Source organism: Bacillus sp. LJBV19 (assembly GCF_017797845.1).
Taxonomy (GTDB): domain Bacteria; phylum Bacillota; class Bacilli; order Bacillales; family Bacillaceae; genus Bacillus; species Bacillus velezensis.
The window spans coordinates 2961476-2975772 of record NZ_CP072563.1; the positions used below are offsets into that span (position 1 = coordinate 2961476).

Sequence of the window (14297 nt, forward strand, 5' to 3'; positions counted from 1 at the left end):
GTTTTTTTATTCCGGGCTGTGCCGTTCGTTTGAATCACTCAGTTCTTTTGTAAGTTCATTTATACTTTGTTTTATGTTTCCTTTGCCTGAAAAATTCTCAATAAGCTCTTTTACATTGATTCCGGAAGATGCTTTTAAGCTTTCCTGAAGACCGGCCATTAAATTGGTTGCGTAGCCTGTGACTTTATTGGCCCCGCCGTTTTCACCGCTTCCTCCCGTATCAACGACGGTTATTTTATCAATGTTGGAAAGAGGCGCTGAGACTTGCTTCGCATATTCAGGCAGCATTTTCACAATCATATCAAGGATTGCAGCCTGCCCGTATTTTTCGAATGCTTCGGCGATTTTTTCTTTAGCTTCCGCTTCTGCGAGACCTTTCAGGCGGATGACTTCCGCTTCGGTTTCTCCTCTCGCCTTTTCAGCCTCCGCTTTAGCAAGACCGTCAATTCTCACGCGTTCCGCTTCCGCCTTGGCCATCGCTTCGATACTGTACTGCTCGGCATCCGCTTCTGCGAGCTGCTTCGCTTTTGCGGCTTCGGCCGCTTGTTCCACCGAGTAACGGTCAGCATCGGCTTTTTTCTTCACTTCAGAGTCATATTGGCGCTCACGGCGCAGGATTTCTTTTTCTTCCAATTCAATCTGCTTTTGCCGCTCAATAATTTTAATTTGCATTTCCTGCTCTGTCACCTGCTGGCGGGCTTTTGCTGTTTCAAGATCATATGCCTGGTCGGCATTGGCTTTTGCTGTATCCTGCTCTCTTCTGTATTCCGCCATTTTCAGCTGATTGATTTTTTCCGCTTCAGCTATTTCCGTCGCCCGCTCCAGCTCTGATTTTTTTGCGTCTTTATCAGCGGCCGCGCGTTTAATCCTCGTCTCTTTATCCGCTTCTGCCGTGGCAATGTCCGCATCCCGCTTGACTTGGGCGATTCTCGGCTTACCTAATGATTCAAGATAGCCGTTTTTATCGCGGACGTCTTTAATCGTAAAAGAAACGATCATCAGCCCCATTTTAGCAAGATCCTGAGACGCGACCCGCTGGACTTCCTGAGAAAACTTTTCCCTGTTTTTATAAATCTCTTCAACGGTCATGGAGCCGAGGATGGAGCGCAGATGGCCTTCCAGCACCTCCCGTGCCTCCTGCTCACGGTCTTCCTTAGATTTCCCCAAAAATTGTTCAGCTGCTGTTGCGATTTCACCGATGGAGCCTCCGATTTTAATAATGGCGGTTCCGTCGGCCATTACCGGCACGCCTTGTTCTGTATAGACTTCAGGTGTAGAGACATCAAGTTTGCTTGACAGTAAACTGAGAGGTTCTGCCTGCTGGAATACCGGGAGCACAAAAGTTCCCCCGCCCCGGACGATTTTCAGACGATTTCCGCCTTCATCAATGTGGACGTTCTTATTTCCCAAATAACTTCCGGTCACGATAAGGGCTTCGTCCGGCCCCGCCGTCCGGTACTTCGTAATAAATACAGCAATAAGTGCGATGAGTAAAAAGAATACGATTCCGATAACGATGATAATCGGCATAGTCATAACAGTTCCCCCTTAGATATCAGATTGGTTCATGCGGCGTCACAAAAAGCACTCCGTCTTTCACGTCAATCACTAATACGGCCGTTCCGTACTTGATCTGTTCTTGATCAAAGCTGACGGCTGATTTAGAAATGGCGCCCCCTATTCCCTCTATGATCACTTCTCCATAGCCGTCTTTCGGGACGGAAGTAATGACCCTGCCGACTCTGCCCTTTAAATCCGTCTCCCGATAAGCGAGCGATTCTTCCGCTGATGAAAGCGGGACAAGGACGAAGAAGTGAAGCAGGCTGACCAAAAGAACCGAAAGAACAAATGAAAGCAACGCAATGACAGGACTTGATAGCGGAGCGGCGATTTCGCCGATATAACCTGAGGCTGAAAAGATTGTTAAAAAAGACAGAATCAATGCAGGGTTTAAAAATGAAACAGGAATAGCTTCCGAGAGGCCGTGAAACACATCTTGAAAAAACAGAATCAAAAGCGTGAGACTTCCCGAAATAATCAATGTGTAAAGATAGACCGTTTCAAGCGGCAGATAAAATATGTTCATCTTCTATCCTCCTTTCGGCCGAGGTGTCGGAGTGTTACTTTATATACGGATGTAAAGGTAAATGGTTTCAATTTTCTGATAAGGAAGGCTGATTACATGATTATCCAATCCGGATATGATATGTTTACTCTAAAGGAGGAGATAGGATGAGCATTTTTAATGAAGCCAGACAGCAGACCTGGGAAGAACTGAAAGGACTCTCTGATGAGGAATTCAACCGAAAGCCCGCGGCTGATGAGTGGAGCGTGCGGGAAGTCCTTGACCATTTAAAGAAAATTGACGAAACAGCGCAGACCCTTTTATCAAAGCAGGCAAAAGACGCACCGTTTAAAAAAATCGAAGAAAAACCGATGGAGTTTATAGAGGACAGAACAAATAAACGGCCGGCGCCGTCACACCTCGAACCTGAGCAAAACCGAATATCAGTCATTGAAGCAAAACAAGAATTAGATACGGCAAGACAGCAGCTGACCGCAGTTATTTCATCATTAAACGAGGAAGACTTAGAACGTGTGCTTCCCCATCCTGTTTTTCAAGAACTGACGATCCGCCAGTGGATTGATTTTATCGGCCATCATGAAAAGCGTCACATCAATCAAATAGAAGAAATCAAACAAAAAATCGAAAAGGTCTGAGTCAGACCTTTTCGATTTTTTTCTTGGCGCGTTTCGGTTCATAAGAATGGATGGTGACCGCATCGCCCGTGCATATATCACCCGGGCGTTCAACAATACAGACAATTCCTCTTCTGCCCATCGCGTGCCTCACAAACGCCGCGGCGAGTTTTGGCTGATCCGGATAAAAGGATTGAATGACTTCTCCCGGCTGAATGCACGGATCATTTTCTCCCTCGCACAACAGAGACGCACCGCTTGGAAATATTATTCTGCTTCCTTCTTTAAGCGGCGTCAGTGCAGAAAAACCGCTGATTGCGATGTTAGCGCCGAGCCATTCGGGAAAGATATGAGAAATCCCCATCTTCTCCGCAATGTCATCACATTCCTCCATGGACACGATTGAAATTTGTCTCCGGTTAAAAATTTCTGTTCCTCTTTCATACATCGGCTCACGCGCGCCGGCCTTTTTTGTCAGTCCGAAATGCAGGTCACCGGGGAACCCGCCGTATTCCGCACGAAGCTTGTCCATCTTTTTGGTAACAAATTGTTCGGTATCCGCTATATATACGCCTTCCGTCTTTGCTGTTATGCGTTTCCACATCAGCCATCACCGCCTTTTTCTTGACATTATCCTTAAAAAACCCCGCTCTGTAAAGGAGCGGGGTTCATTTATTATACCGTTTTCGGCGTTAAGTCAAAGCAGCGTTTGTAAATCCAGTTGTATGCTTTCTCATTCAAATCTCTTGGATTTCCGAATGTTTGCGGATCTTTCATGGCTTCTTTTGATAAACGTTCAATCATGTCCGGAGACACACCTTGTTCTTCTAAACTCGGCACCTCTAAATCTTTTACAAGATCATACATCCAGTTGACGGACGCTTTTGCCGCTTCATCGGTTGTCATGTTGCTTGTATCGATTCCGAATGCTTTGGCGATGCGGGCGAATTTTTCCGGATAGCCTTTCCAGTTGTATTCCATTACCGGCCCCATCATAGCTGCGACGCATTGTCCGTGAGCGACAGGGATGATGCCGCCGAGCGTCTGGCTCATTGCATGCGCCGCGCCTGCTGATTCACTGCCGTATGAAAGGCCGGCAAGCATCGCCGCCTGCGCCATGCCGTATCTTGCTTCCAAATCCTCTCCGTCCGCAAACGCGCGCTTAATATAATGCGCCGCATATTCAATGGCCATTAAAGCGACGGCATCAGTGATCGGCTGCGCGAATTTCATCGTATAGCACTCGATGGCGTGCGCAAGTGCGTCAATACCTGTCATAGCCGTCACATGCGGAGGCATGGACGTGTGCAGCTTAGGGTCAATGACCGTTAAATGCGCGGCGATAAGCGGTCCGCCCGTATTGAATTTAAATTCTCTTTCTTCATCTGTAATGACCGCCCATTGTGTAACCTCTGAACCTGTTCCCGCAGTCGTCGGGATCGTTGTCAGCGGAGGAATACGGTTTTCCAGCGGCTTTTTGCCTTCCGCGGCTTCATAATCAAGCACGCTTCCTTCGTGTGTCGCTTCTACCCCGATCGCTTTCGCTGTATCCATGGAGCTTCCGCCGCCGACAGCCACAAGGCCGTTGCAGTTTTCTTTTTTATACAGTTCTGATCCTTCGTTTACAAGACGTACAGGCGGGTTCGGCTCCACTTTGTTAAACAGGACGACTTCAATGCCCGCTTCCTGTAAAGATTCAATGACCGGGTTTGCCACTCCCGCGTTATAAATTCCCGGGTCTGTTACGAGCAGCGCTTTTGTGACGCCAAGCGCTCTGACTTCACTTCCCGCGTGCTGAATCGCGCCGATTCCGTGTTTAATGACTGTCGGGATTTCGAATGTATGGAATTTATGCATGCTTTCTACTTTCATATTTAATGTCATATTGTATCTCCTCCTAATTATGCTTGAAACCAGTTCACAGCCGCAGGTTTCGTGTTGCGGTAAATATGTTTGATTTCCGTGTATTCTTCCAGACCGATCTTGCCGAGTTCGCGGCCGAAGCCCGATTGTTTGTACCCGCCCCATGGCGCTTGCGCGAAATACGGGTGGAAATCATTGATCCATACCGTTCCCATCCGCAGTTTGGCGGCTACGCGTTCGCATTTTTCAATATCCTTTGACCATACCGCTCCGGCCAGCCCATAAATGGTATCGTTGGCAAGTCTGATCACTTCTTCTTCAGAAGAAAATGACTCAACTGTTAAAACGGGGCCGAATATCTCCTCTTGGACTATCCGCATATCAGACTTGCAGTTTGAGAAAATAGTAGGTTCATAGAAAAAACCGTTTTGAAGGGCGGGATCATCAGGACGTTTGCCGCCTGTTTCCAGTTTTGCCCCTTCTTCGATGCCGATTTCTACGTATTTTTCGACTTTGGCCCGATGCTCGGCGGAAATCAGCGGACCGCTTTCCGTATCTTCATGAAAACCGTTTCCTAATTTGATGCGTTTCGTGCGCTTGATCAGCTCGGCTAAAAATTCATCATGAATGGCTTCGTCCACCAAAAGACGGGACCCTGCCGAACAAACTTGGCCGGCATGGAAAAACACGGCGTTCAGCGCTTGATCTGCAGCTGTTTCGAGATCTGCATCTCGAAACACGATATTCGGATTTTTGCCGCCAAGCTCCAGGGCAATCTTTTTCACGTTGCCGCTTGCCGCCTGCATGATTTTTTTGCCTGTTTCAATTCCGCCCGTAAAAGAGACCAAATCGACGTCGAGGTTTCTCGCCAGCTCATCGCCGACAGAAGCGCCCGGCCCCAGCACGAGATTGGCGACCCCTTTCGGAATACCGGCTTCTTCTATTAATTGAAAGACTTTAATGGTTGTCAGCGGAGTAATCTCGCTCGGCTTTAAAACGATCGTGTTTCCGGCCGCAAGAGCGGGAGCGATTTTCCAGCTCGCCTGAAGGAGCGGATAGTTCCACGGCGTAATTTGTCCGCATACGCCAATGGGCTCTCTGACGATTTTACTTACGGAATCAGGAATCGGAGATGAAATGACCTCGCCTCCGTCTTTATCCGCCAAACCGGCATAATATTGAAATACATTTGCGATATCATCCATATCGGCTTTACTTTCTTCAATCGTTTTTCCTGTATCGAGCGATTCCAGCTCAGCTAATTCGTTCAGATCGCGTCTGATTAATTCCGCAATTTTCAGAACAAATTGGCCGCGCTCGAGCCCGGAAAGCACCGGCCACTCCCCTTCATCAAATGCTTTTCTGGCTGCGGCGATGGCTTTCACCGCATCGTCCCGGTCTCCTTCGCATACCGTTGCAATTTCTTCTTGATTAAATGGATTAATGATACGGCGGGTCTGTTTTTTTTCTGCACTGACCCATTCGCCGCCGATATAAAGCGTTTTGCTCATAAGAGTCCTCCTTACCGAAAAGTAAGTTTGTTAAATAAAAATTTAATGTTTTTAACAATATTAATTTAACACATGTTTTTTTGCCTGTCAAAACCCGGTCAGTCCGTTTAGATTTTGACATTTTGTCATGATTCGTTAAGATTAAGAACATAAAGAAATGACTTAACAAATTTAAACTTCAAGAGGAAAAGAGGGACAATATGGATGAGAATCCAGAATTCGCAGCTATAGAACAAGCCAGGGATCTTGTCATTGATTCCATTGCAGAGACGATGGATCTTTACGGAATCACACGGAGTGTCGGGATTTTATACGGAACAATGTATATGAGGGATGAAATGACGCTTGACGAAATGCGTGAGGAACTGCAGATGAGCAAACCGAGTATGAGCACAGGCGTCAAAAAGCTGCAGGATTTAAATGTGGTCAAAAAAACCTTTCACCGCGGCACACGGAAGCATACGTTTGTAGCGGAAAAAGATTTCTTTACGTTTTTCACGAATTTCTTCCCGCCGAAATGGGATCGTGAAGTTCAGGTGAATTTGTCCGCCATCGTACAGGCCCAGGCGGATTTGCAGTCCGTTTTGCTGGCCGAGGAAGGCAACGCGGAATTACAGGAAGAAGCGCGGCAGTTATATGATCAGCTTGAAAGTTCGAAAGCTTATTATGATTGGCTGAAGCGGCTCGCCGACTCGGTTCAGAGCGGGGAGATTTTTAAATTTATTCCGATAGAAACGGACGAAAAAAACGCCTGAATCAAAATCAGGCGTTTTTTGTCGTGATTTGATTATTTTTGAGAAAATATAGGAATATAACCCCATTTACTTCCATTAAAATTGATGGTAAATTTTTATAGGTATGGTCGTTCTTTTTTAAGAACAATCAGCAAATTTTTTTTAGGGGGATTTATGAAAATGAAACACAAATTTTTCTCAACTGTCATGGCAAGTTTATTCGGCCTGGTTTTGCTTCTTTCTCTGCCGACAGCGTCATTCGCCGCTGAGTCAGGCTCAACCGTTCACGAGCCGGAAATGTCCACGAAAGCGACTGCTACCTTATTTGCAAAATATACAGGTGCCAGCCAGCAGGAATGGTCATTTTCTGATATCGAATTGACGTACCGTCCGAACACGATCCTGAGCTTAGGCGTTATGGAATTTACCCTTCCTAGCGGATTTGCGGCTACAACAAAAGATACAGTCAACGGACACGCTTTGCGTGAAAGACAAATTCTGAATAACGGCAAAACAGTCAGACTTCCGTTAAACATTGATTTGCTCGGCGCAGCGGAATTTAAGCTTTCTCTTAATAATAAAACATTGCCTGCTGCAGGTACATATAAGTTCCGTGCAGAAAATAAATCATTAAGCATCGGCTCTAAATTCTATGCTGAGGACACAATTGTTGTTCAAAAACGCAGCACACCGCCGACACAGCCTTGCGACTGCTAATAATTGCGAAAAAAGACCGGCACAAGCCCCTCGCTTGTCATCCGGTCTTTTTTTTGTGCTGTTTTCTTTCTTCCGGCCCTCGCATTGACAAACCCTTGAAACAGGAGTACATTCTTGTTTGTTGTATTTGGAGTGACGAAAACAGTTTCTTAAGGAGTTATGAGGATTGGGAAAAATCAAAAATAAACAATTTGCCGTCATCGGACTCGGCCGTTTCGGCGGAAGCATCTGTAAAGAGCTTTTTAAAATGGGGCATGAGGTGCTTGCGGTCGATATCAGCGAAGAGCGGGTCAACGCATACTCCTCTTATGCCACGCATGCTGTGCGGGCAAATTCAACGGAAGAAAGCGAGCTTCAGTCGCTCGGCATCAGAAATTTTGAATATGTCATCGTAGCAATCGGCGCCAACATTCAGGCAAGCACGCTGACGACGCTGTTATTGAAGGAGCTGAACATCCCTAATATTTGGGTGAAAGCGCAAAACTATTATCATCACAAAGTGCTTGAAAAGATCGGTGCTGATCGTATTATCCATCCCGAAAAGGATATGGGCGTGCGGATTGCGCAAAGCCTTTCGGATGAAAACGTCTTAAATTATATTGATTTGTCAGATGAATACAGCATCGTGGAGCTTTCAGCCACGAAAAAGCTGCATTTAAAATCCATTCTTGATCTCGGCGTCCGGGCCAGATTCGGCTGCACCATTCTTGCCGTGAAACATAACGGAGACATTCAGCTGTCCCCTTCTCCGGAGACTGTCATTCATGAATGTGACTGCCTTGTGCTGATGGGGCATAAACGTGATATTAAAAGGTTTGAAACTGAAGGAATGTAAAAAAAGCCGGCGGGCTGCCGGCTTTTTTTGATGCTTATGTTTCTTCACTTAACTGGACGGCGGTTTGGTCAACCCAGCCGATCAGCTCATCTTTCACTTGAATTTGGTACCAGACGGATTCTCCGTTTTGTTTTTCAGATACGACTTTAATATGCTGGCCGGTAAACTTTTGCGCCGATGCCAGTTTTATAGAATGCCGCTCTTTTGACGGCTTCGACCACACGTCTTCAATGGCGTGGTCTTTGATGGCGCCTTTCATATCAACTGCTTTAAGAGAGGCATTGATTTTGTCATATTCATTCAGGTTATAGGTTTCTATGACATCTTTAATTTTTTCAGCATAGCCGGGGTCTGTGGCGTAGCCGGATTTTTGAAGGGCAGCCGCCGCTGTTTTATAATTGTCCGCTTCAATGACGGGCTTGTACTTCTTTTTATTCCAAGACGTTCCGTTGACAAATAATTTTGCATGGTCATCCATTGATTCAAAAAACGTGCTGTATTTACGGAATTTTGCCCGAATCGTTTTTCGTTTTCCTTTTTCAAATTCATCCGTTTTCATCGTGACGTGTTTTCCTTTATAATCACCTTTTACACCGAACAGGTTGCGCGCTTTCCCCGCAAGCTCACTGTTCCCCCAGTCCGATTCGAGAATGGCCTGTGCGAGGGTGATGCTCGGAAGGACATGATATTTCTCATATAAAATTTGAGCATGCCCGGAAAGGCTGTCAATAAAGACCTGCTGCTCGTCCACCTCTTCAGGCGGTTTTTCTTCCGTCACTATGAATTTCGAAAACACCATTGATACCAGAAATAATCCGAATATAAGAGATACAGCAAAAAGGCACCCAAGCACCCTTTTGGTCTTTGCTTTCTTTTTCATATCAACCTTCCTTTAATTCCGGAATCACTAGATTTATAATTTTACTGGTCATTGATGAAAATTTCAATTAAATAGGGAAAAAGACGGAGAAAGAACACATTGTGCAAATAAAAAAGACTCCTCTTTGAGGAGTCTTTTTTGTTATGCCATGCTCAGCTGAGGGCCGAACAATTCATATTGAACGGAATCAGAGTCAAACCCGAGGGCAAGAACCATGTCTTTCATTTGTGTCATAAACTGCGCTGATCCGCACAAGTAAAATTCAGCATCTTGATTCAGATGAAGCTGCTCCAGGAAGGTTTGATCAATCCTGCCGCTGTAAAAAGGCTTGTCTCCTGAGCGGTCTTGTTCTGCCGGTTCACTGTATACATAAATGACGTTAATATTCGGATGATTCTCCGCAGCTTGTTCAGCCTCTTTGCGGAACGCGGCGTACTCTCCGTTTTTCGCGGCATGAATAAAAGTAACGGAACGCTCCGGCTGTTTTTCGGCGGCTGTTTTCAGCATGCTCATCATCGGCGTGATTCCGGAGCCGGCACTGATAAGAACAACCGGTTTTTCGGAAGAAGACAGCTTGAAATCCCCGGCGGGTGCGCTGACTTCAAGTTTATCTCCCTCTTGAACTTCATTGTGGAGATGAGAAGAAACCGCTCCGTCCTTTTTCACAGAAATCCGATATGCCCCTTTTTGAGAAGCATCAGACAGGCTGTACTGGCGAATGTGCGTATAAGGAGAATCCGCAATCCGCACTTTAATGCTGATATATTGTCCCGCTTCAAATCCAGGAAGCGAAGAGCCGTCACTCGGTTTGATATAAAATGATGTGATATCTTTGCTTTCTTTCGTTTTCTGTATAACCGTAAATTCTTTATACCCCTGCCATCCGGCTTCATTGTACATGTCTTTTTCAATGCCGATGAAAGCCTCCGCAATAACACCGTAAGCTTTTTCCCATGCCTGCATAATCTCAGGAGTTGCGGCATCCTGCAGCACATCCTTAATTGCCAGAAGCAGATACTTTCCGACAATCGGATAATGTTCCGGTTTTACACCGATGCTTGTGTGTTTATGGCCGATCTGTCTGACCGCCGGAATGATTTGTTCTAATTGATCAATATTCGCCGCAGCCGCAATGACTGCATTTGCCAATGCTGCGCGCTGAGTCTGTTTCTTTTGGTTCGTTTGGTTAAACATATTTAACAGTTCGGGATGATCTTGAAACATCAGGTTATAAAAGCGTCCGGTGATGTTTTCTCCATGTGTTTTCAATACGGGTACTGTGCTTTTGATGATGTCTATTGTTCTCTCATCCAGCATGTTAATCCTCAACCCTTCTAAAGATGTATTTTCAATATATCTTTATAGTAAGAGATATTTCGAATAAAAGATATATTGAAAATGAATCTTTAAAAAAGTCGTCACAATATTGTGTTGGATTTGGAATTTATGGATTTCACCTCCTTTTTTTATCACCCGGTGAAACAGGGACACATATATTTGGGAATATACGTTTAAAGATGAAAGCGGGGGAGTGCATGGTTTCCGATATCGATTACACGTCTCCGAATACACAATTCACTTATGATGTGAATGAGAGCCGTTTTTTTACGAAAGATGCTCGGAACTTTATCAATGTATTGGGGATTAAACAGTTAAACACGCTTGAAAATATTTCATTATTAGATATCTTTCTGAGCAAAACAAATGTGATTGAACCGCATACCCATCAAAACGCCGCTGAATTGGTGTACTGTATTTCGGGTTCCGCGGTGGTGTCGATGCTGAATCCGTTCACCCAGAAAATACGGAATTATCCGATCTCTCCAGGACAAGTGGCGAATGTTCCGCAGGGGTGGTGGCATTATGAAGTCGCCACTTCAGACAAAACCCACCTTTTGGCCATATTTGACGCCCCTTCGCCTGAAGTGATATACGGCTCGGATATTCTCCGTCTGACGCCGCCTGAGATCATGGCGCATACGTACTGTCTGAATGAGCATGAGTGGGAAAAAGCCGTTTCACCGATCCGGCAATCAACTGTGATAGGTCCCGATAAATACTGCGGACAGACTGAAAACACGGGTATTCATGATATGAATAAGCCTTATCAGCCAAATACGTATTATCCGAATGATCCGTATCGGCATTATGATACGCCGTTATATTGGGGATATTAAACGGAGAGCCGGAGCGGCATTCAGCTCGACAGAAAGAGCCCCTCATTGGAGAGGGGCTCTTGATCATTACGGTCCGGTTCCGCAGCTTACTTTGTACTCGCCTTCGGACGATTTTTTTGAATAACATACGTGCGGCGTCTGTCCGGTTTCATCTTTCCAATTGAACCAATTTACATAATAAAGGTTCCCGGCCTCTCCGCCGCCTTCTTCTTTTTGAAGAATCGCAAAGTAGCTTTGATACGGATATCCTTTTTTATAAATGTCATGCCTGATGGCTCCTTTTTCTGAAGCAGACGTGAAGATGACAGGAGAAAGAGCCGGAAGCGCTGTCAAAAAAAGCGCCAGTGCCGCTGACAGAGATAATATAAGATAGATTTTCTTTTTCATTTTCTCTCTTTCCTTTATTTTGAGTTGTTAGAAATGAAGCAGAACACAGAGGCTGCCGCAGAAGATGAAAAAACAAAAAAACCCTTATTTATAGAATAAGGGTTTAAAGGTATGGAGCCAAGGGGGCTCGAACCCCTGACCTCTACGCTGCCAGCGTAGCGCTCTCCCAGCTGAGCTATGGCCCCGTGCTGTAACGTCATGTTTTATTATAGACGAGTCTTCTTTGAATTTCAAGCAGAAAATTCAGTTTGCTCATATTTTCCTGAGACGTTTTTCGAACATAAAAAGAAGACCCTCCGGGGGCCTCTACGTTTATCGCACGAGCATGATTAAAATGATGCCGAGGATGACACGGTAAATGGCGAACGGGACAAGCTTAATCCGATTGATGAGCCGAAGAAAAAACTTGACGACTAAGAGGGCGACGACAAAGGCGCAGATAAAGCCGACAAGAAAAAACGGAATCATGTCATAAGAAAGACTGCTCCAGTATTTCACCAGCTTCAGAAGGCTTGCGCCCGCCATAATCGGAATAGCCATAATAAATGTGAAGTCTGCGGCTGCCCGGTGATTCAAGCCGACAATGACACCTCCGGCAATCGTTGAGCCTGAGCGGGAAAATCCGGGCCATAAGGCGAGACACTGGAATAATCCGACACAGAAAGCCTGTTTGTAGGTGATTCTGTCCACCGTATCGATTGTTTCTTTCCTTTTATTGATCCAGTCCGCTATAAGCATAAGCACGGCTCCGGCAATTAATCCGTAAGCGACCGTTCTGACGGAGAATAAATAGCGGTCAATGAAATCCTCAAATAAAAAGCCGAGCACCGCCGCCGGAACAAGACCGACGGCGATTTGCGCGATGGTCAGCCTGTATCCCTTCTGCTGATCGCGCGTGACGTTTTTTTTGAGGCCGAGTAAATGTAATATCCGATCCTTAAACACAATGGCCACCGCCAGAATCGAACCGAGCTGAATCACCACTTTGAAGGAATTGGCGGCTTCCGGATTCATCAGGCTTCCGGATTTCAGCCAGATGTCATCCGCTATGATCATATGTCCCGTGGAAGAAACCGGCGCGTACTCCGTCAGCCCTTCCACGATTCCCAAAACGGCTGCTGTGAACATCTCCCATAGTGTCATCCCATTCTTCCCTTCATTCATCATTTACAAAAGAGAAGCTCTCCTCTGAAGGAAAGCCTGTCTTATAATAAATATCATGTCCGTTCCGATTTTATGACTTCGATACAGCATCATTTTTTTCTTCTTCATATAAATGCGAACGCATTTTGAACCAATCAAACAGATGGGTCGTGACCACTTTGATGACCGCATACCCCGGGATGGCTAAAATAATGCCGACAACCCCGAACAGCTTTCCGGCGGTTAAAAGAACAAAGATGATGGTAATCGGGTGAATGTGAAGATTTTTCCCCATGATCTGCGGCGAAATTAATTTCCCTTCCACGAGCTGGACAACGGTCCATACAATCGCAAGCTTCAGCAGCATAAGGGGCGAAGTGACCAACGCGATAATAATCGCCGGCGTGATGGCAATGGTCGGCCCTAAATACGGAACAACGCTCGTACAAGCGGCAATGACCGCAAGCAGTGAAGCATAATCAAGTCCGATAATCAGATAGCCGATAAATAATAAAAACCCGATGCAGAAGCTGACGATGACCTGTCCTCTGATATAGGAGCTTAATCTGTGGTTCATTTCACTCAGCATCGTATACGTTTGTTCTTTCAGACGGGTGGGCACAAACTTTAAGATATAGATTGGCAGTTTTTTGCCGTCTTTCAGCAAATAGAACAGAATAAACGGCACGGTCACAATTGAAATAATCACTTCCGTCAGCGCGCCGATAAAATTCCCGACTCCGGTAAATGTGCTGTTTGCAATTGTCGCCGCCTGCGCCGATACTTTATTAGCAAGATCGGAAATGTTGATATTCATCGTCTTTTGCGCCTGATTTACAAAATCGCTTCCGATCAGGCTTTTCGTCTGATCTTCAACAATATCCACATATTTCGGCAGGTTGTCGATCAGGCTCATGATCTGTTCCTTTAAAAACGGAATAATTGAAACGACCGTAATCGAAATCAGCCCTATAATAATGAGGTAAAGGAGCAGGATGGAATAGACTCTTTTCACTCTTATTTTTTCCAATATATCTACGATCGGATTAAGCAGATAATAAACAATTCCTGTCAAAATGACGGGGAGCGCAATCGTTTTGAGCAGGACGATAATAGGTGTGAAAATAAATGATGTCTTCATAAAGACAAGGATATTGAGACCGATGAGCAGCAATACAAGCAAAAACAAGACAAATTTATTGTCTAAGAAAAACTGTTTAAATCTGCCGCCCCATGTTTGCAATGTTTCCACTATTGTTCCTCCATCATATGTATTTTACTTAAATTGTACACTATCGTTCCTGTAATGAAAAATAATAACCGGTCTCTATGGGAATTTTTCCTATCCCT

The 14297-nt window shown here is 45.3% G+C and carries 15 protein-coding genes and 1 tRNA gene; 5 read left to right on the forward strand and 11 right to left on the reverse strand.

All coding sequences use genetic code 11. The features are described from left to right. Positions 1–6: 6 nt before the first annotated feature. Both J6600_RS14390 and J6600_RS14395 read right to left on the reverse strand, forming a co-directional pair. Entirely contained in the window at positions 7–1536 is a 1530-nt protein-coding gene (locus J6600_RS14390) for a flotillin lipid rafts scaffold protein FloT (protein ID WP_014418715.1), read from the reverse strand. A 19-nt stretch (positions 1537–1555) separates the two neighbouring features. Further along, positions 1556–2086: an NfeD family protein gene (locus J6600_RS14395; protein WP_109567151.1), complete on the reverse strand. Its 531-nt coding sequence runs from the start codon at positions 2084–2086 to the stop codon at positions 1556–1558. Between the two features lie 146 nt (positions 2087–2232). Between J6600_RS14395 and J6600_RS14400 the strand changes: the two genes are divergently transcribed. Further along, complete coding sequence (locus tag J6600_RS14400) at positions 2233–2721, forward strand: DinB family protein (RefSeq protein ID WP_017419515.1); 489 nt, start codon at positions 2233–2235, stop codon at positions 2719–2721. A gap of 1 nt (position 2722) precedes the next feature. Here the strand turns inward: J6600_RS14400 and J6600_RS14405 are convergent, their stop codons facing one another. The 3 genes from J6600_RS14405 to betB form a co-directional block, all read right to left on the reverse strand. Further along, the gene (locus J6600_RS14405) at positions 2723–3304 is read right to left on the reverse strand and encodes an MOSC domain-containing protein (RefSeq protein WP_017419516.1); all 582 of its coding nucleotides are present in this window, start codon (positions 3302–3304) and stop codon (positions 2723–2725) included. Positions 3305–3375: 71 nt separating this feature from the next. Beyond that, positions 3376–4584: a choline dehydrogenase gene (gene gbsB, locus J6600_RS14410; RefSeq protein WP_209387532.1), complete on the reverse strand. Its 1209-nt coding sequence runs from the start codon at positions 4582–4584 to the stop codon at positions 3376–3378. A 17-nt stretch (positions 4585–4601) separates the two neighbouring features. Continuing rightward, positions 4602–6074: a betaine-aldehyde dehydrogenase gene (gene betB, locus J6600_RS14415; protein ID WP_209387533.1), complete on the reverse strand. Its 1473-nt coding sequence runs from the start codon at positions 6072–6074 to the stop codon at positions 4602–4604. A gap of 200 nt (positions 6075–6274) precedes the next feature. Between betB and cudC the strand changes: the two genes are divergently transcribed. The 3 genes from cudC to ktrA all read left to right on the forward strand — a co-directional run bounded on the left by cudC (position 6275) and on the right by ktrA (position 8360). Then, a complete protein-coding gene (cudC, locus tag J6600_RS14420; protein ID WP_014418721.1) occupies positions 6275–6829 on the forward strand; it encodes a transcriptional regulator GbsR in 555 nt (184 codons plus the stop codon). 159 nt (positions 6830–6988) lie between these two features. Next, positions 6989–7525, forward strand: a complete 537-nt coding sequence (gene bslA / locus J6600_RS14425) for a biofilm surface layer hydrophobin BslA (protein ID WP_025650408.1) — start codon at positions 6989–6991, stop codon at positions 7523–7525. Between the two features lie 166 nt (positions 7526–7691). Beyond that, the gene (gene ktrA / locus J6600_RS14430) at positions 7692–8360 is read left to right on the forward strand and encodes a potassium uptake protein KtrA (RefSeq protein ID WP_014418723.1); all 669 of its coding nucleotides are present in this window, start codon (positions 7692–7694) and stop codon (positions 8358–8360) included. A gap of 34 nt (positions 8361–8394) precedes the next feature. Here ktrA and J6600_RS14435 read toward each other — a convergent pair whose 3' ends face one another. Then, positions 8395–9240, reverse strand: coding sequence for a glucosaminidase domain-containing protein (locus tag J6600_RS14435; protein WP_014418724.1), 846 nt, complete (start codon positions 9238–9240; stop codon positions 8395–8397). A 141-nt stretch (positions 9241–9381) separates the two neighbouring features. Next, positions 9382–10557, reverse strand: a complete 1176-nt coding sequence (hmpA, locus tag J6600_RS14440) for an NO-inducible flavohemoprotein (RefSeq protein ID WP_025650409.1) — start codon at positions 10555–10557, stop codon at positions 9382–9384. A gap of 218 nt (positions 10558–10775) precedes the next feature. On the opposite strand from hmpA, the gene J6600_RS14445 reads away from it, so the two are divergent. Continuing rightward, complete coding sequence (locus tag J6600_RS14445) at positions 10776–11417, forward strand: cupin domain-containing protein (RefSeq protein ID WP_209387534.1); 642 nt, start codon at positions 10776–10778, stop codon at positions 11415–11417. 66 nt (positions 11418–11483) lie between these two features. Here J6600_RS14445 and J6600_RS14450 read toward each other — a convergent pair whose 3' ends face one another. The 4 genes from J6600_RS14450 to J6600_RS14465 all read right to left on the reverse strand — a co-directional run bounded on the left by J6600_RS14450 (position 11484) and on the right by J6600_RS14465 (position 14199). Next, positions 11484–11804 (reverse strand): hypothetical protein, encoded by a 321-nt coding sequence (locus tag J6600_RS14450; protein WP_060675299.1) that lies wholly within the window; start codon positions 11802–11804, stop codon positions 11484–11486. Between the two features lie 112 nt (positions 11805–11916). After that, a tRNA-Ala gene (locus tag J6600_RS14455) sits at positions 11917–11989 on the reverse strand. A gap of 127 nt (positions 11990–12116) precedes the next feature. Next, the gene (locus J6600_RS14460) at positions 12117–12947 is read right to left on the reverse strand and encodes an undecaprenyl-diphosphate phosphatase (RefSeq protein ID WP_007613337.1); all 831 of its coding nucleotides are present in this window, start codon (positions 12945–12947) and stop codon (positions 12117–12119) included. A gap of 91 nt (positions 12948–13038) precedes the next feature. Then, entirely contained in the window at positions 13039–14199 is a 1161-nt protein-coding gene (locus J6600_RS14465) for an AI-2E family transporter (RefSeq protein ID WP_014305691.1), read from the reverse strand. Between the last annotated feature and the right edge of the window lie 98 nt (positions 14200–14297).